We start from the raw sequence: 17363 nt of genomic DNA, 5'->3' as shown, positions 1-17363 counted from the left end.
GGTCTGGCTGGTGGGGGGGGAGTTGCGGGGGGGGCCGCTCTCAGGGTGTTGAGGGGGTGGGAGGTCGGGCCGGCGCTTGCCGGACCTCCCGCGAGCGGTCTCAGGAGTAGACCGGCCCGGTGAACTTCTCGCCCGGGCCCGCGCCCGGGGCGTCCGGGACGATCGAGGCCTCGCGGAAGGCGAGCTGGAGCGAGCGCAGCCCGTCGCGCAGCGGCGCGGCGTGGAAGTTGCTGATCTCCGGGGCGCCGGCGGTGACCAGCCCGGCCAGTGCGGTGATCAGCTTGCGGGCCTCGTCCAGGTCCTTGTCCTTGTCGCCGCCCTCGGCGAGACCGCACTTGACGGCGGCGGCGCTCATCAGGTGCACCGCGACGGTGGTGATCACCTCGACGGCCGGGACCTCGGCGATGTCGCGGGTGAGGTCGTCGAAGCCGATCGCGTCGTCGTCCGCGCCGGGGTTCTGGGTGGGCTCGCTGCTCAAGGTGGGCTCGTTCCATCGTGTCGGTCTGTCCGTACCCATGGAGCGTACAAGGGCCCCTTCGGTACCAGGACGCGGCCGTATCCGCGCCGGGAGGCGGCTGTTCCCCGCGCCGGGAGGCGGCCGCGCGGAGGGGCGGAATAGCGTTCGCCCCCCCGACGCTGTAAGCTTCGAGACTGACCGGCCGGGATCCCGTATGGGCACTCGGCCAGCAAGTGGAGGCTCCACTGAGGAGGCCCGAGAGGGCAACCGCGAAAGTCTCCCACCTGGTCGGCCTCAGGGTCGACGGGTCCCGGTCCGCGACGGGCGCCACTGGCGCCGAGTCGCCGCAGCGCCCCTCACCGGGCGTCGCCCCCGGTTGTGTGGAGCCCCGCTTGTACCGAGCGGGGCTTTTTTCGTGTGGCGGTGTACGTACCGGACAGCGCAGCACGAATGAAGCCCCGCCCAGTGGTCGAGTCCACTACGTGCGACCGCCGTCCGACGGCCGCATCGCAGAAGGTGCAACCGAGGAGGCCCCATCAGCACCGAGCCCCGCATCAACGACCGGATTCGCGTCCCCGAGGTGCGACTCGTCGGTCCCAGCGGCGAGCAGGTCGGCATCGTGCCGCTTGCCAAGGCGCTGGAGCTCGCGCAGGAGTACGACCTCGACCTGGTCGAGGTCGCGGCGACCGCCCGGCCGCCGGTGTGCAAGCTCATGGACTACGGCAAGTTCAAGTACGAGTCGGCCATGAAGGCCCGTGAGGCGCGCAAGAACCAGGCGCACACGGTCATCAAGGAGATGAAGCTCCGGCCGAAGATCGACCCGCACGACTATGACACCAAGAAGGGTCACGTCGTCCGGTTCCTCAAGCAGGGCGACAAGGTCAAGATCACGATCATGTTCCGCGGTCGTGAGCAGTCCCGCCCCGAGCTGGGCTTCCGTCTGCTTCAGCGGCTCGCCGACGACGTCCAGGACCTGGGCTTCGTGGAGTCCTCGCCCAAGCAGGACGGCCGTAACATGATCATGGTCCTTGGCCCGCACAAGAAGAAGACCGAGGCGATGGCCGAGGCCCGCGCCCTCGCGGACGCCCGCAAGGCCGAGCGTCAGGGCCGCACCGCCGGCTCCGACGCCGCTGCGGACATCGAGGACGAGGACGTCGTGACCGAGGTCGAGGACGTCGAGGACGTCGTGACCGAGGACGAGGACGTCACGACCGAGGCGCAGGACGCCCCGGCCGAGGCGCCGGCCGTCGAGGCCGACGCTCCGGTCGAGCAGCCGGCCGCCTCCCAGGGCGCCTGAGCCCTCACCGGCCAGGAGGCCCGGGAGACCGGCCCCCAGGGTGACGGGGCGGCCCGCCCGGTCACCGCAGATCCATCCAGTTCACGCCCGCGCGGCGCACGTCGCGCGGGCGCGGACGGGACTGACGAGGAGATACGGCGAAATGCCGAAGCAGAAGACGCACAGTGGCGCCAGCAAGCGCTTCAAGATCAGTGGCTCTGGCAAGGTGCTGCGCGAGCGCGCCGGCCGCCGCCACCTCCTGGAGCACAAGCCCTCGACGCTGACCCGCAAGCTGGCCGGGACCGTCGAGCTGGCCCCCGCTGACGCCAAGAAGATCAAGAAGCTTCTCGGCAAGTGATCGCCCTCCCGCCCGGCGCGAGCCGCGAGCGGGGCAGCTGATCCTTCCCGACCCATTCGAATGACGGACCACGTGAAGTAGTCCGTGGTCCAACCCAAGGAGTAATCAAGTGGCACGCGTCAAGCGGGCAGTCAACGCCCACAAGAAGCGCCGGGTCATCCTGGAGCGCGCCAGCGGCTACCGTGGCCAGCGTTCGCGCCTGTACCGCAAGGCCAAGGAGCAGGTCACCCACTCGCTGGTCTACAACTTCAACGACCGCAAGAAGCGCAAGGGCGACTTCCGTCAGCTGTGGATCCAGCGCATCAACGCTGCGGCCCGTGCCAACGGCATCACCTACAACCGCTTCGTGCAGGGCCTGAAGGCCGCCAGCGTCGAGATCGACCGCAAGATGCTGGCCGACCTGGCCGTCAACGACCCGGGTGCGTTCGCCTCCCTGGTCGAGGTCGCCCAGAAGGCGCTGCCGGCCGACGTGAACGCCCCGAAGGCCGCCGCCGACGCCGCCTGATCTTCCGAGATCGGTTGAGCTCTGACCGGACCCGCAGGCTCGCCTGCGGGTCCGGTCCTGCTTTTCCCCCTCCTTCAGCGCCTCCGGAGAACGAGACCATGCCGAGCACCGACACCCCCCTGCTGACCTCCCTGCGCTCGCCGCGCGTCGTGGCCGCCCGCCGGCTGGCCAAGCGCAACCAGCGCACCAAGGAGCGCCGCTTCCTGGCCGAGGGCCCGCAGGCCGTCCGGGAGGCCATCGCCTTCGGCAGGCTGCCGGGCAGCGGCGAGCACGCCGTGGTCGAGGTCTACGCGACCCCGGAGGCCGCCGAGCGGCACGCCGGCATCGTCGAGGCCGCCCTGGTCGAGGGGCTGCCGGTGCTGACCGCCACCGACGAGGTGATCGCCGAGATCTGCGACACGGTGACGCCGCAGGGCATCGTGGCGCTCTGCCGCTTCATCGACACCCCGTTCGCCGAGGTGCTCAAGGCCCGTCCGAAGCTGGTCGCGATCCTCGCCCACGTGCGCGACCCCGGGAACGCCGGCACGGTGCTGCGCACCGCCGACGCGGCCGGGGCGGACGCCGTGGTGCTCACCGACGCCTCCGTGGACCTCTACAACCCGAAGGCCGTCCGGGCCTCCGTGGGCAGCCTGTTCCACCTGCCGGTGGCGGTCGGGGTACCGGTCGAGGAGGCCGTCGGCAGGCTGCGCGAGGCCGGCGTCCGGGTGCTCGCCGCGGACGGCGCGGGGGAGCGCGACCTGGACCAGGAGCTCGACGAGGGCACCCTGGGGGCGCCCGGCGCATGGGTGTTCGGCAACGAGGCCTGGGGGCTTCCGGAGGAGACCCGCGCGCTCACCGACGAGGTCGTGCGCGTCCCGATCCACGGCCACGCCGAGAGCCTCAACCTGGCCACCGCGGCGGCGGTCTGCCTGTACGCCTCCGCGCGCGCCCAGCGCTCGCCCGGCGGCTGCCGCTCGAACGCCTGACGCACCCGGGGGCGCGTCAGGATCCACGCGGCAAGCCCTACTGCACGGGCCTGGGAGGCGCTAGGGTCTGCCTCGGTGGGGGGAACGGCACGGTGGGTAATCGGGGAGGCAACCCATGGTCGGCAGCGGACCCGAGCTCGACCCGGACGACCTGCCGGACGGCCTGGTGGTCGCCGACGCGCTGGGCCGGGTGGTCTGCTTCAACCGGGCCGCGGCCCGGCTCACCGGCGTGCTCCCGCAGGCCGCGCTCGGCAGCGGACTGGAGGACGTCCTCCCGCTGGAGGACCTGGACGGCCGCCGCTGGTGGCCGCTGACCGACCCGTACGGCGGTCTGGCCACCCGCACCCGCCAGCCGGAGCGCAACCTGCTGCTGCCCGGGGGGCGCGAGGTGCTGGTCTCCGCCCGGTACGTGCGCAGCGCGCCGGGCGGGCCGCTGGAGCGCCTGGTGATCGCCCTGCGCGGCACCGAGGCCCGGCGCCGCACCGAGCGCAGCCACGCCGAGCTGATCGCCACCGTGGCGCACGAGCTGCGCTCCCCGCTGACCAGCGTCAAGGGCTTCACGGCGACGCTGCTGGCCAAGTGGGAGCGGTTCACCGACGGGCAGAAGCGGCTGATGCTGGAGACCGTGGACGCGGACGCCGACCGGGTCACCCGGCTGATCGCCGAGCTGCTGGACATCTCCCGGATCGACTCCGGCCGGCTGGAGCTGCGCAAGCAGGTGGTCGACCTGGCCGCGGCGGTGCGCCGGCACGTCGAGCGCAAGGTCGCCACCGGCATCCCCGAGGACCGCTTCGACATCCGGATCGGCGAACCGCTGACCGTCCTGTGGGCCGACCCGGACAAGGTCGACCAGGTGCTGGCCAACCTGCTGGAAAACGCGGTGCGGCACGGCGAGGGAACTGTCACCATCGAGGTGGCACCGGCCAAGGAGGTCGTCGAGGCGCCCGTCTGGGAGCGCAGCGGCACCCCGCCCCGCATCGTGGAAGGCACAGCGGTCACCGTGAGCGACGAAGGCAGCGGCATCCCCGAGGAATCGATGCCCCGCGTCTTCACCCGCTTCTGGCGCGGCTCCAAGCGCGGCGGCACGGGCCTGGGACTCTACATCGTCAAGGGCATCGTGGAGGCCCACGGCGGCTCGATCCGCGTCGACCGCGCGCCCGGCGGCGGCGCCCGGTTCCGATTCATCCTGCCCGCCGGGGTGCCCGACTTCATGCTCTGAAAGAGCATGAACGACGAGCACGGCATGCTCTGACAGAGCATGCGCGGCAGGCGCACCGCATGCTCGGAGTTCCCGAGCAGGTCGGACGTCGTCTCCCCGGACGGGCTTCGCGGCAGCGGTGATACCCGCTGCGACTACACTCGACCTTTGGCGTTGGCCCAAAGACCTTGAGCACGGACGAGCAGGAGCACGGGAAAGATAGAGATGTCGGCACCCAACAAGTCGTACGACCCGGTCGAGGTCGAGGCCCTCAAGCCCGAGGTGGTGGAGCAGGCGCGGGACGAGGCGATCGCCGCGTTCGCCGCCGCCGGCTCCCTGGACGAACTGAAGCAGGCCAAGGTCGCCCACACCGGCGACCGCTCCGCGCTCTCGCTCGCCAATCGCGAGATCGGCGCTCTGCCCCCGCACGCGAAGGCGGCGGCCGGAAAGCTGATCGGCCAGGCCCGCGGGGCGGTCAACCAGGCCCTCGCCAAGCGGCAGGCCGAGCTGGAGGCGGAGCGCGACGCCCGCGTGCTGGTCGAGGAGGCGGTGGACGTCACGCTGCCGTACGACCGCGCCCCGCGCGGCGCCCGGCACCCGCTGACCACCATGGCCGAGCGCATCGAGGACACCTTCGTCGCGATGGGCTACCAGGTCGCGGAGGGCCCCGAGGTCGAGGCGGAGTGGCTCAACTTCGACGCCCTCAACCTGGGCCCGGACCACCCGGCCCGCTCGATGCAGGACACCTTCTTCGTCCAGGCCCCGGACGGCTCCGCCGACTCCGGCGTGGTGCTGCGCACCCAGACCTCCCCGGTCCAGGCCCGCACCATGCTCGACCGCGAGCCCCCGGTCTACGTGGTCTGCCCGGGCCGGGTCTACCGGACCGACGAGCTGGACGCCACCCACACCCCGGTCTTCCGGCAGGTCGAGGGCCTCGCGGTGGACGAGGGCATCACCTTCGCCGACCTCAAGGGCACCATCGAGGTGCTGGTCGAGAAGCTGATCGGTGGCGGCCTGGAGCTGCGCTGGCGCCCGTCCTACTTCCCGTTCACCGAGCCGAGCGCGGAGATCGACCTCCAGTGCTTCGTGTGCCGGGGTGCGAGCGTCGGCAACCCGGACCGGCCGTGCCGGACCTGTTCCTCCGAGGGCTGGATCGAGCTCGGCGGCTGCGGCGTGGTCAACCCGCGGGTGCTGGTCGCCTGCGGCGTCGACCCCAACCGCTACAGCGGCTTCGCCTTCGGCCTGGGCCTGGAGCGGATCCTGATGAATCGTCACAACGTCGCCGACATGCGCGACATGGTCGAGGGTGACGTCCGCTTCACCCTCCCGTTCGGGATGGAGATCTGATGCGCGTCCCGCTTTCCTGGCTGCGCGAGTACGTCGACCTGCCGGCCGGCGAGACCGGCCGTGACGTCGCGGAGCGCCTGGTCCGGGCCGGCCTGGAGGTCGAGACCGTCGAGCAGATCGGCACGGACCTCAAGGGTCCGCTGGTGGTCGGCGAGGTGCTCTCCATCGAGGAGCTGTCCGGCTTCAAGAAGCCGATCCGGCACTGCTTCGTGAACGTCGGCGACGCCAACGGCACCGGCGAGCCGCAGGAGATCGTCTGCGGTGCGACCAACTTCGCCGTCGGCGACAAGGTCGTGGTCGTGCTCCCGGGCGCCGTGCTGCCCGGCCCGTTCCCGATCGCGGCCCGCAAGACCTACGGCCACACCTCGGCCGGCATGATCTGCTCCGCCCGCGAGCTGGGCATGGGCGACGACCACGACGGCATCATCGTGCTCCCGCCGGAGTTCGAGCCCGGCACCGACGCCATCGAGCTGCTCCAGCTCGTCGACGAGGTGCTCGACATCGCCGTCACCCCGGACCGCGGCTACTGCCTGTCCATGCGCGGCGTGGCCCGTGAGGCCGCCGCCGCGTACGGGCTGCCGCTGGCCGACCCGGCGCTGCTCGACGTGCCGCCGGCGAACTCCTTCGGCTACCTGGTGAAGGTCAACGACCAGGCCGGCTGCGACCGCTTCGTGGCCCGTACGGTCGTCGGCGTCGACCCGAACGCCAAGTCCCCGATCTGGCTGCAGCGCCGGCTCCAGAAGTCGGGCATCCGCCCGATCTCGCTGACCGTCGACATCACCAACTACGTGATGCTGGAGGTCGGCCAGCCGCTGCACGCCTACGACAAGCAGCGCGTGTCGGGCCCGATCACGGTCCGCCGGGCGGAGCAGGGCGAGAGCCTCACCACCCTCGACGGGGTCGAGCGCAAGCTCTCCGCCGAGGACCTGCTGATCTGCGACAACAGCGGCCCGATCGGCCTGGCCGGTGTGATGGGCGGCGCCTCCACCGAGATCCTCGACCCGGCCGCGGGGCCGGGCACCACCGAGGTGATCATCGAGGCGGCGCACTTCGACGCGGTCGCCATCGCCCGCAGCGCCAAGCGGCACAAGCTGCCCTCCGAGGCGTCCAAGCGCTTCGAGCGCGGCGTCGACCCGGAGGCCGCCCGTGCAGCCGCGCAGCGCGCCGTCGACCTGCTGGTCCTGATCGCCGGCGGCACCGCCGAGGCCGGGGTCACCGACATCGCGGCCCCGCACCCGGTGCGCACCATCACCATCGCCGCCGACCTGCCCGACCGGGTGGCCGGCACCGGGTACGGCCGCGAGACCGTCACCCGGCGCCTGCAGGAGATCGGCTGCTCGGTCTCCGGCGCCGACGTCCTGGAGGTCACCCCGCCGACCTGGCGCCCGGACCTCACCGACCCGTACGACCTCGCGGAGGAGGTCATCCGGCTGGAGGGCTACGACAACGTCCCCGTCCGGATGCCCGACGTTCCCCCGGGCAAGGGCCTGACCGAGGCCCAGCGGGTGCACCGCCGGATCGGCGTCGCGCTGGCCGGGGCCGGCTACGTCGAGGTCAACAACTACCCGTTCCTCGGCGAGACCGCCTTCGAGGCGCTCGGCCTGGAGGCGGACGACCGGCGCCGCCGCACGGTGAAGCTGGTCAACCCGCTGAACGACGAGGAGCCGGCGCTGCGCACCACGCTGCTGCCGGGCCTGCTCGGCGCGCTGCGCCGCAACGTCGGCCGGGGCAACACCGACCTGGCGATCTTCGAGACCGGCACCGTCTTCCTGCCCAAGGACGAGCTGAGCGTGGCCCCGCGTCCGGCGGTCGACCACCGGCCCAGCGACGAGGAGCTGGCCGCGCTGGACGCCGCGCTGCCGGACCAGCCGCGCCGGATCGCCGTCGCCCTCGCGGGCGAGCGGCTGCCGTCGGGCTGGTGGGGCAAGGGTGCCCAGGCCTCCTGGGCGGACGCCGTCGAGGCGGCCCGCACGGTGGCCCGGGCGGCCGGCATCGAGCTGACCGTCCGGCAGGGCCAGCTGGCCCCGTGGCACCCGGGCCGTTGCGCCGAGCTGCTGGTGGCCGGCACCGACCGGGTGGTCGGCCACGCCGGTGAGCTGCACCCGCGGGTGGTCAAGGCGCTCGGGCTGCCGGCCCGCACCGCCGCGATGGAGATCGACATCGACCTGCTCACCGCCGACGGCGCCGAGCGGGTCGGCGGTCCGACCGTCTCCGGTTTCCCGGTGGCGACCCAGGACGTCGCGCTGATCGTCGACACCGCTGTCCCGGCCGCCGAGGTCGAGGCCGCGCTGCGCTCCGGCGCGGGCGAACTGCTGGAGGCCATCCGGCTGTTCGACGTGTTCACCGGTGAGCAGGTCGGCGAGGGCAAGAAGTCGCTGGCGTACGCGCTGCGCTTCCGCGCGACCGACCGCACCCTGACCGCCGACGAGGCGACCGCCGCCCGCGAGGCGGCCGTCGCCGAGGCCGTCGCCCGCACCGGCGCGGTGCTGCGCGGCGTCTGACGCGGCCGTAGTACCCAGGAGGGCCCCGCCCCGGACCACGAGTCCGGGGCGGGGCCCTTTCCGTTTCCTCGGGTTGACACTGCCCGGGTTGACGGTGCGTCGGTTCATCGTTTATCTCTTTACCTATGGAAGTAGATAAAGACGATGCCGACCAGCCCTCCCCGATCGAGTTCCGCCTGGACCCGGCCTCCGGCGTCCCGACCTACCTGCAGCTCGTGCAGCAGGTCGAACAGGCGCTGCGGATGGGCTGGTTGACCGAGGGGGACCGGCTGCCCCGGGTGCGCGAGGTGGTGGCCGGGCTGGCGATCAACCCGAACACCGTGCTCAAGGCGTACCGCGAACTGGAGCACCGCGGCCTCGCGGCCGGCCGCCGGGGCCAGGGCACCTTCGTGCGGGGCCTGCCCGCCGGGGTGGTGCCGCTGCGCGAGCGGGCCGCGCTGCGCCGCGGGCTGCTGGACTGGATGCGCTCGGCGCGGACCGCCGGGCTGGACGAGGAGGGGATGGCCGCGGTGTTCGAGGACGCGCTGCGCGACCTGCGCGAGGACCGGGACGGGGTGGTGGCCTGATGGCCGTGGACACGGTGATCGACTGCGCCGGGCTCGGCAAGCGCTACCGGCGCTCCTGGGCGCTGCGGGACTGCCGGCTCGCCGTCCCCGCCGGGCACGTGGTGGCCCTGGTCGGCCCCAACGGCGCCGGCAAGACCACGCTGCTCAGCCTGGCCGCCGGACTGACCCTGCCGAGCGAGGGCGCGCTGACCGTCCTCGGCGACCAGCTGCCCGGCTCCCCGCATGCGTTGGACCGGATCGGCTTCGTCGCCCAGAACGCCGCGCTCTACCCCGGCGTGCCCGTGCGCGACCTGCTGGCGATGGGCCGTCACCTCAACCGCCGCTGGGACGACGCCCGGGCCCGTACCCACCTGGACGGCCTGGGCATCCCGCAGGACCGCAAGTACGGCCGCCTCTCCGGCGGTCAGCAGGCCCAGGTCTCGCTCGCGCTGGCACTCGCCAAGCGCCCCGAACTCCTGCTGCTGGACGAGCCCCTGGCCGCTCTCGACCCGCTCGCGCGGCACGACTTCATGGCCGTGCTGCTGACCGCGGTGGCCGAGGACGGGATGTCGGTGGTGTTCTCCTCGCACGCCGTCAACGAACTGGAGCAGAGCTGCGACTACCTGGTGGTGCTCGGCGCCGGCCGGGTCCAGGTCGCGGGGGAGGTGGACGACCTGCTGGCCGGCCACCGGATGCTCACCGGCCCGACCGCCGAGGCCGACCGGGTGGCCGGGCAGCTGCCGGTGGTCCGCGACCGCCGGGCCGGCGCCCAGTCCCACCTGCTGGTCCGCACCGGCGGCGTGGACGCCCCGGTCTCCGGCTCCTGGCACCAACAGCGCGTCGGGCTGACGGAGTTGGTGCTCGCCTACCTGCGCGAGCCGGCCGCCTCCGCCCTCCCCGGCCCGCGCGGGGCCGTCCACCCGAACGAGAAGGTGCTGCTGCCGTGAGCTCCCTGTCCCTCGCCCCGCCCCGCTCCGCCGTCCTGCGGGCGGCCGGGCTGCGGCACCGGCCCGCGCTGCTGACCCTGCTGACGGTGATGGCCGCGATCTCCCTCGCGCTGCTGGTCCACGGCTGGTACCTGCACGACGGCCTGGCCCGCACCGGCGCGGCCTCCTGCGACCCGGCCACCGACGCCTGCATGGCCATGTACAAGCAGTTCCTGCACGAGTACGGCGACGGTCTGCTGGCGCTCGACTCCGTGTTCTACGTCCTCGGCGGGGCCTTCGGGGCCTTCCTCGGGGGCCCGCTGCTGGCACGGGAGTTCGAGTACGGCACGGTGCGTTTCGCCTGGACCCAGGGCGCCGGGCGGACCCGCTGGACGGTGGGCGGCCTGGTCATGGGCGGTGCGGTGCTGGCCGTCGTGGCGGTGCTGTTCGGACTGCTGCTGCGCTGGTGGAGCGGACCGCTGACGCTCCGGGTCGGGGGGTTCAGCCCGGAGGTCTTCGTGCAGACTCCGCCGGTGCTGGTCGGACGGGTGCTGGTGGCCTTCGGGGTCGCGGTGCTGGCCGGTGCGGTGCTCCGCCGTACGGTGGTCGCGGTGGGGGCCGGCCTGCTGGCCTCGGTGGCGCTGCCGTTCCTCGCCCACTCCGTGCGCGCGCACTACCTGCCTCCGCTGGAGGACGCGGTGCACTCCATGAAGCCCATGGCGCTGGACGACCGCTGGGTGCTGAACGTCTGGTTCTCCGACCCGGCCGGGAAGCGGATCTCGACCGGCGCCTTCTACGACATCGGCGGGGACTTCGCCCACCTCCAGGAGCTGGTGCGCGACGGCGGCTACACCGCGCACGAGGTGTACCAACCGGCGAGCAGGTTCTGGCCGTTCCAGTTCATCGAGTTCGGCTGGACGCTCCTGCTCGCGGTGGCGCTGTGCGCGGCGGCGGTCTGGTGGGTGCGGCGCCGGGCGTTCTGAGCCCCGGCCGCCAAGATCTCTTGAAGAGGTTCCGTCAAAACCCTTGCGGGAGTGCGGCGTCAGGGCTTTTCCTTCTCGTTAGGAAAGTTTCCTAACCCACGAGGAATCGGAGCGTCCCATGCGCCCTCAGCCCCGTCGTGCCCTCCGCATCGCCCTCGCCGCCGCCCTGGTGGCCGCGCCGCTGACCGTCGCGGCCACCTCGGCGGCCCAGGCCGCCCCGTCGCCGGCCGCCGCCGTCCAGTTCAAGGGGGTCGGGCTGGACGACCCGCACAAGAAGGACATCGCCATGCAGCTGGTGTCCAGCGCGGAGAACTCGTCGCTGGACTGGAAGGCCCAGTACAAGTACATCGAGGACATCAAGGACGGCCGCGGCTACACCGCCGGCATCATCGGCTTCTGCTCCGGCACCGGTGACATGCTGGACCTGGTCCAGCACTACACCGACCTCAAGCCCGGCAACATCCTGGCCAAGTACCTGCCGGCCCTGAAGAAGGTCAACGGCAGCGAATCGCACGCCGGCCTCGGCTCCGCCTTCGAGAAGGACTGGGCCACCGCCGCCAAGGACACCGTCTTCCAGCAGGCCCAGAACGACGAGCGCGACCGGGTGTACTTCAACCCCGCCGTCAACCAGGCGAAGAGCGACGGCCTGCGCGCGCTCGGCCAGTTCGCCTACTACGACGCCATCGTCATGCACGGCCCGGGCAACAGCTCGGACAGCTTCGGCGGCATCCGCGCCGCCGCCATGAAGAAGGCCAGGACGCCCGCCCAGGGCGGCGACGAGGCCACCTACCTCAAGGCCTTCCTGGACGCCCGCAAGGTGGTCATGAAGAAGGAGGAGGCGCACTCGGACACCAGCCGGGTCGACACCGAGCAGCTGGTCTTCCTCAACGCCAAGAACTTCGACCTCAACCCGCCGCTGAAGTGGAAGGTCTACGGCGACAGCTACGCCATCAACAGCTGACGCCCCGACAGGCGAAAGGGCCCGGCGGCCGTGAACCGGCCGCCGGGCCCCGCCGTCCGTCCCGCCGCGGGTGTCAGGCGCTCGCGGTGTAGTCGTAGAAGCCCCGGCCGGACTTGCGGCCCAGCAGGCCGGCGTCGACCATCCGGGAGAGCAGCGGGGGAGCGGCGTACAGCGGCTCCTTGTACTCGTCGTACATCGACTCGGCGATCGAGACGATGGTGTCCAGGCCGATCAGGTCGCACAGCCGCAGCGGGCCCATCGGGTGGGCGCAGCCGGCCTCCATGCCCTTGTCGATGTCCGAGGCGGTGGCCACGCCCGTCTCGAACATCCGCACCGCGGACAGCAGGTACGGCACCAGCAGCGCGTTGACCACGAAGCCGGCCCGGTCACGGGCGCGGATCGGCTCCTTGCCGAGCACCTGGGAGGCGAAGGCCTCGACCCGCTCGGTGGTGGTCGCCGAGGTGGTCAGGGTCGGGATGACCTCGACCAGCTTCTGCACCGGCGCCGGGTTGAAGAAGTGCAGGCCGATCACCTGCTCCGGGCGGCTGGTGGCGGCGGCCAGCTTCACGATCGGGATCGAGGAGGTGTTGGAGGCGAGGATCGCGTCGCGGCGCTCGACCACCCGGTCCAGGGTCTCGAAGATCCGGACCTTGATGTCCTCGCGCTCGGCGACGGCCTCGACCACCAGGTCGCGGTCGGCGAAGTCGGACAGCTCGACGGTGAAGGACAGCCGGGCCAGCGCCTCGTCCCGCTCCTCGGGCGTCAGCTTGCCCCGCTTGACGGCCGTCTCCAGGGAGTTGGTCAGCCGGGTGCGGCCGAACTCCAGCGCCTCACCGCTGGCCTCCGACACCAGGACGTCCAGCCCGGCCCGGGCGAAGACCTCGGCGATTCCCGACCCCATCAGGCCGCAGCCGATCACTCCGACGCGCGCGATGTCACTCACTCAGTTGCCCTTCGACGGTGCTGGGGGTCGCCCAGCCAGCGGGTGGCCCAGCGAGCTGCTGGACAACGGGCCGGTGTGCCGGAATGGGTGCACCGGTCACCGCCCCGACGACGTTACTACTCCGTACCGGCCAGTAGGTCACCCCCTCCCCGGCAGGGTGCCACGGCCGGGAGTCCCCCGAACGAGTGAGGCGGCGACCCCGGACCCGTGTGCCCGGGCCCGGCTCCGCCCGGCGCCCGACAGAATGCCGCAGACGGGGGCCGGGGGCGGAAGAGGACAGGGCCGGGCACGCGAAGGGAGTACGGGGTGTCGACGGGATCGCTCGCAGGACAGGTCGCCCTGATCACCGGGGCCGGCCGGGGCATCGGCCGGGAACTCGCCATCGGCCTGGCCGCCGAGGGGATGTCCGTCGGCCTGGTCGGCCGGACCCACGAGACACTGACCGACACCCTCAAGGAGTGCGTCAGGCGCGGCGCCCGGGGCGTCGCCGTGACCGCCGACGTCACCCGCCCCGGCTCGGTGCGCGAGGCGGTCCGGCTGGTCGAGCGCGACCTCGGGCCGATCGACCTGCTGGTCAACAACGCCGGCCTGGTCGACCGCGCCGAGGTGCCGCTCTGGGAGACCGACGCCAACCAGTGGTGGCAGGTGATCGAGACCAACCTGCGCGGCCCCTACAACCTGCTGCGCTGCGTGCTCCCCGGCATGGTCGCCCGCCGGCGCGGCCGGGTGATCAACCTCAATTCCGGCTTCGCGCTGCGCCCGGACGGCGACTACACCGCGTACGCCACCTCCAAGGGCGCGCTGCTCCAGCTCTCCGACAACATGGCGGACTCGCTGGCCCGCAACGGCGTCGTCGTCCTCGACATCAGCCCGGGCGCGGTGGCCACCGACATGACCGCCGGGATGCCGATGTTCAAGGGCACCACGGACTGGGGCTCCATCCCGTACATGGTCGCGGTCACCGTGGACGCGGCCCGCGGCCGCTTCGACGGGCTGCACGGGCGCTTCATCCACGCCGGCCGGGACGACCTGGAGGAACTGGTCAACCGGGCCGACGCGATCCGCGCCGCGGACGCCCGCACGCTGCGGCTGCGCCCGTACAAGGACGACGACCCGATGCTCTGACCAGGGCGTTCAGGCGCAGAGCTGGCTGGCGGTCACCGGCTTGAGCCCCGCCTTGGCCAGGCCGTCCAGGATGCCGGGCAGCGCGTCCACCGTGCACTGGTGCCCCATGTGCAGCGCCACCACCGAGCCGCCGCGCACCGAGTTCAGCACCCGGCGCTGCAGCTCGGCGGCCGAGGGGTCGTTGTAGTCGCGCGGGTCGACGTCGAAGGACAGCACGTGCTCGTACCCGACCGCCCTGGCCTGCTCGCGCACCATCGGGGTGGCGTACTGCGCGGCGGAGGGGCGGAACCAGCGGCCGATCGAGCCGGTGAGCCGCTGCAGGCGCTCGGCGCACTGGGCGATCTCGGCGCGAGCCTGGTCGGGCGCCATGGCCGAGATGTTGAGGTGGTTCTGGGTGTGGTTGCCCAGCTCGTGGCCGCCGTCCAGGATCCGCCGGGCCATCTGCGGCTGCTGGTCGAGCCAGCTGCCGACGACCATCACGGTCACCTTGGCGCCGCGCTGCTCGGCGGCCTCCAGCAGGGCGGTGGCCAGCTTCGGGTCGCCGCTGCCGTGGAAGGTGAGCGCCACGTTCCTCCCGGTGCGCGGCCCGTACGCGACCTCGGCCGGGGTGCCGGGCGCGAGCGGCGGCAGCACGGGCGGGGCCGGCGGGGCGGAGGGCTGGGCGGCGGCCGCGGCGGCGGTCGGCCCACCGTCGGGCCCGGGCTCCGCCGGGGCGGTGGGCGCGGGGGAGGCAGGGCCCTCCGCGCCGTTCCAGGCCGGGTCGGTGGTGTGCTGCGGGTCCACGGTCCCGGGGTGCGCGGCGAGTGCCCCCGGGTCGGCCCGGCGGAGCGTTCCGGTGCCGCACGCGGCGAGCAGGCCGCCGGTGGCGGCGAGGGCGGCGATCCGGGCGGTGGCGCGCAGTACGGTGCGGCGGTCGGCAGTCATCGGCAGCCAGCATAGAGAGGACGGCTCCGGCGGGCGATCCGACCCGACCGGGCCGGCACCGGCTTTGACGTGCACACACTCTGTGACCGGGTGTTGCGTAAACCTGAACTCCCGCTGTTTCCGCGGTGTGTCCTTGGATACGATCACCGCGCACCGTGAGTTGACCGGCGGTGGCCAAACTCTTCCGGCATTGCGCATTGGGGGCGGACAGGATGTACGAGGACGGCGCGGCGACCGGCCGGAGCACGGACACCGAGTGGGACTGGGCCAGAGCCGAGGACTGGCAGCCCCCGAGCGAGCTGGACACCGGCGTCCCGCACACCGCCCGGATGTACGACTACTACCTCGGCGGCAAGGACAACTTCGAGGCCGACCGCAAGGCCGCCCAGGCCGCGATCTCCGCCTACCCCGCGCTGCCGCTGCTGGCCCGCACCAACCGGCAGTTCCTCGGCCGCGCCGTGGAGTTCGTCGCGAGCCGGGGCGTGCGCCAGTTCGTCGACATCGGCACCGGCATCCCGGCGGTCGGCTCCACCAACGAGGTCGCCCAGCGGGTCGCCCCGGACGCCCGGGTGGTGTACGTGGACAACGACCCGATCGTCGCCACCCACGCCCGCGCCCTGCTGGCCGGCCACCCCGCCGGGCACACCTCGGTGATCGAGGCCGACCTGCGCGACCCGGCCGCGATCCTCGGCCACCCCGCGCTGGCCGGCGCCGTCGACCTCTCCCGGCCGGTCGCGCTGATGCTGGTCGCCGTGCTGCACTTCATCCGCGACGAGGAGGGTGCGCAGCAGATCGTCCGCACCCTGCGCGACGCGCTCGCCCCGGGCAGCGCGCTGATCCTCTCCCACGGCAGCCCCGACTTCGCCTCCCGCGAGAGCGCCTCCGAGGGCACCCGCATCTACCGCAGCGCCAGCGCCCCGCTCGTGCTGCGCCCGCGGTCCGGCGTCGAACCCTTCTTCGGCGACTTCGAGTTCGCCGGCCCCGGGCTCGTCCAGCTCCCGCTCTGGCGCCCCGTCGCGGGCCACGTGCCCACCTCCGAACTCCCCGAGGGCTGGCAGGACGTCTCGGCGTACGCCGGTGTCGCCTTCAAGAAGTAGCCCCGAGCATCCCTCGGGGTCCGGTCCCGGTGCCCCCCTCCTGCGCCGGGACCGGACCGTCGAAGCCTATGGACCGCCACTGACAGTCCCTCACCGCCGCGGGTACCCTGCGGCGTGACCACCACCGACCTGCCCCCGCTGCCCCCCGGCGTCGCCGAACTGCTGCGGGCCGTCGACGCCCCGCCCCGCCTGGTCGCCCACCTCGCCCTGGTGCACGAAGTGGCCGGGGAGATCGTCGGCTTCTGCGCCCGCGCGGGCCTGGCCTTCGACCACGAGGCCGTCCTGTACGGCGCCGCCACCCACGACATCGGCAAGACCGTCCACCCCGAGGAGCTCTCCGCCCCCGGCTCCCTGCACGAGCCCGCCGGGTACGCCCTGCTGCTCGCCCGCGGCGTCCCCGAGCACCTCGCCCGCTTCGCCCGCGGCCACGCGAGCTGGGACGGTCCCGGCGTCACCGTCGAGTCACTGCTGGTCAGCCTGGCCGACAAGGCCTGGAAGAACAAGCGGGTCCCGGACCTGGAGGACCTGGTGGTCGAGCGCCTCGCCGCCGCCGGCGGGCAGGAACGCTGGGAGGCCTTCCTCGCCCTGGACGACCTGCTCGCCCGGATCGGCGAGGACGCCCCGCGGCGGCTCGCCGTCCAGGCCGCCCACCCGGTGCGGACCGGGTGAAAATCGGCGCGACACGACGGGCGGGCCGGTGTTAGCTTCCGCGACATGGAACCCCTGAGCGAGAACGAGATCCGCGCGTCCTTCGTCAACTGCTCCAAGGGCGAGGCCCGCCGGCTCAACCTGCCCCGGGGCCTGGCGGAGCTGCCCTGGGAGCACCTCGACTTCCTCGGCTGGCGGGACCAGGGCGCGCCCGACCGGGCGTACCTGGTGGCGCCGTACCAGGGCGAGACGGTCGGCCTGACGCTGCGCTCGCCGGTGATCCGGCGCAGCCTGACCAAGACCAACGTGTGCTCGCTGTGCATCACCGCGCACGCCGGGTCCGGGGTCGCGCTGCTCGCCGCCCGCCGGGCCGGGGCGGCCGGGCGCGAGGGCAACACGGTCGGCACCTACATCTGCGCCGACCTCGCCTGCTCCCTCTACGTGCGCGGGCTGAAGAAGTCCACCCTGGTCACCCGGCCCGACGAGTCGCTGCCGCTGGAGCTGCAGATCGACCGGACGGTGGGCAACCTCGGCGGCTTCCTCGCCAAGGTGCTCGCCACCGCTGCCGTGTAACGGCTCCGGGCCTGTCCGTGCCCGGGCCTGT

General features: G+C 72.8%; 18 protein-coding genes. 15 read left to right on the top strand and 3 right to left on the bottom strand.

The features are described 5' to 3' along the window. Nucleotides 1–100: 100 nt before the first annotated feature. Nucleotides 101–517 carry a DUF1844 domain-containing protein gene (locus tag ACFVGO_RS09570; protein WP_380352725.1) on the bottom strand — a complete coding sequence of 139 codons (417 nt, stop codon included), beginning with the start codon at nucleotides 515–517 and terminating at the stop codon, nucleotides 101–103. Nucleotides 518–992: 475 nt separating this feature from the next. On the opposite strand from ACFVGO_RS09570, the gene infC reads away from it, so the two are divergent. The 11 genes from infC (at nucleotide 993) to ACFVGO_RS09515 (ending at nucleotide 12022) form a co-directional block, all read left to right on the top strand. Further along, nucleotides 993–1754, top strand: a complete 762-nt coding sequence (gene infC, locus ACFVGO_RS09565) for a translation initiation factor IF-3 (RefSeq protein ID WP_359906017.1) — start codon at nucleotides 993–995, stop codon at nucleotides 1752–1754. Nucleotides 1755–1896: 142 nt separating this feature from the next. Then, nucleotides 1897–2091, top strand: coding sequence for a 50S ribosomal protein L35 (gene rpmI, locus ACFVGO_RS09560; protein WP_030055648.1), 195 nt, complete (start codon nucleotides 1897–1899; stop codon nucleotides 2089–2091). 109 nt (nucleotides 2092–2200) lie between these two features. Next, nucleotides 2201–2596, top strand: coding sequence for a 50S ribosomal protein L20 (gene rplT / locus ACFVGO_RS09555; protein WP_030055649.1), 396 nt, complete (start codon nucleotides 2201–2203; stop codon nucleotides 2594–2596). A 98-nt stretch (nucleotides 2597–2694) separates the two neighbouring features. After that, a complete protein-coding gene (locus ACFVGO_RS09550; protein ID WP_359905921.1) occupies nucleotides 2695–3561 on the top strand; it encodes an RNA methyltransferase in 867 nt (288 codons plus the stop codon). 115 nt (nucleotides 3562–3676) lie between these two features. Beyond that, nucleotides 3677–4780 (top strand): ATP-binding protein, encoded by a 1104-nt coding sequence (locus ACFVGO_RS09545; protein ID WP_359905924.1) that lies wholly within the window; start codon nucleotides 3677–3679, stop codon nucleotides 4778–4780. Between the two features lie 204 nt (nucleotides 4781–4984). Then, the gene (pheS, locus tag ACFVGO_RS09540) at nucleotides 4985–6106 is read left to right on the top strand and encodes a phenylalanine--tRNA ligase subunit alpha (RefSeq protein WP_188299334.1); all 1122 of its coding nucleotides are present in this window, start codon (nucleotides 4985–4987) and stop codon (nucleotides 6104–6106) included. Further along, a complete protein-coding gene (gene pheT, locus ACFVGO_RS09535; protein WP_380631265.1) occupies nucleotides 6106–8607 on the top strand; it encodes a phenylalanine--tRNA ligase subunit beta in 2502 nt (833 codons plus the stop codon). The genes pheS and pheT overlap by 1 nt, the downstream gene beginning before the upstream one ends. Nucleotides 8608–8732: 125 nt before the next feature. Then, entirely contained in the window at nucleotides 8733–9173 is a 441-nt protein-coding gene (locus ACFVGO_RS09530; RefSeq protein ID WP_359905930.1) for a GntR family transcriptional regulator, read from the top strand. Next, nucleotides 9173–10099, top strand: a complete 927-nt coding sequence (locus ACFVGO_RS09525) for an ATP-binding cassette domain-containing protein (protein WP_380631264.1) — start codon at nucleotides 9173–9175, stop codon at nucleotides 10097–10099. Before ACFVGO_RS09530 ends, ACFVGO_RS09525 begins: the two co-directional genes overlap by 1 nt. Beyond that, nucleotides 10096–11061, top strand: a complete 966-nt coding sequence (locus ACFVGO_RS09520; protein ID WP_359905936.1) for a hypothetical protein — start codon at nucleotides 10096–10098, stop codon at nucleotides 11059–11061. Before ACFVGO_RS09525 ends, ACFVGO_RS09520 begins: the two co-directional genes overlap by 4 nt. Before the next feature lie 118 nt (nucleotides 11062–11179). Continuing rightward, nucleotides 11180–12022, top strand: a complete 843-nt coding sequence (locus ACFVGO_RS09515; protein ID WP_359905939.1) for a chitosanase — start codon at nucleotides 11180–11182, stop codon at nucleotides 12020–12022. Between the two features lie 73 nt (nucleotides 12023–12095). Here ACFVGO_RS09515 and ACFVGO_RS09510 read toward each other — a convergent pair whose 3' ends face one another. Further along, on the bottom strand, nucleotides 12096–12965 hold the full coding sequence (locus ACFVGO_RS09510) for a 3-hydroxybutyryl-CoA dehydrogenase (RefSeq protein WP_359905942.1): 870 nt from the start codon (nucleotides 12963–12965) through the stop codon (nucleotides 12096–12098). Between the two features lie 306 nt (nucleotides 12966–13271). Between ACFVGO_RS09510 and ACFVGO_RS09505 the strand changes: the two genes are divergently transcribed. Then, on the top strand, nucleotides 13272–14090 hold the full coding sequence (locus ACFVGO_RS09505) for an SDR family NAD(P)-dependent oxidoreductase (protein WP_380352720.1): 819 nt from the start codon (nucleotides 13272–13274) through the stop codon (nucleotides 14088–14090). A gap of 9 nt (nucleotides 14091–14099) precedes the next feature. Here the strand turns inward: ACFVGO_RS09505 and ACFVGO_RS09500 are convergent, their stop codons facing one another. Then, nucleotides 14100–15014, bottom strand: coding sequence for a polysaccharide deacetylase family protein (locus tag ACFVGO_RS09500; protein ID WP_359905947.1), 915 nt, complete (start codon nucleotides 15012–15014; stop codon nucleotides 14100–14102). Nucleotides 15015–15226: 212 nt separating this feature from the next. On the opposite strand from ACFVGO_RS09500, the gene ACFVGO_RS09495 reads away from it, so the two are divergent. The 3 genes from ACFVGO_RS09495 (at nucleotide 15227) to ACFVGO_RS09485 (ending at nucleotide 17332) form a co-directional block, all read left to right on the top strand. After that, the gene (locus ACFVGO_RS09495) at nucleotides 15227–16111 is read left to right on the top strand and encodes an SAM-dependent methyltransferase (RefSeq protein WP_380549376.1); all 885 of its coding nucleotides are present in this window, start codon (nucleotides 15227–15229) and stop codon (nucleotides 16109–16111) included. Between the two features lie 114 nt (nucleotides 16112–16225). Next, the gene (locus ACFVGO_RS09490; RefSeq protein ID WP_359905953.1) at nucleotides 16226–16780 is read left to right on the top strand and encodes an HD domain-containing protein; all 555 of its coding nucleotides are present in this window, start codon (nucleotides 16226–16228) and stop codon (nucleotides 16778–16780) included. Nucleotides 16781–16825: 45 nt separating this feature from the next. Next, on the top strand, nucleotides 16826–17332 hold the full coding sequence (locus ACFVGO_RS09485) for an FBP domain-containing protein (RefSeq protein WP_359905956.1): 507 nt from the start codon (nucleotides 16826–16828) through the stop codon (nucleotides 17330–17332). The last annotated feature ends 31 nt before the right edge of the window (nucleotides 17333–17363 follow it).

Source organism: Kitasatospora sp. NPDC057738 (assembly GCF_042798815.1).
Taxonomy (GTDB): Bacteria; Actinomycetota; Actinomycetes; order Streptomycetales; family Streptomycetaceae; genus Kitasatospora; species Kitasatospora lactacystinica.
The sequence above is the reverse complement of the archived record's forward strand: the minus strand, read 5'-3'. Positions and strand labels throughout refer to the sequence as shown.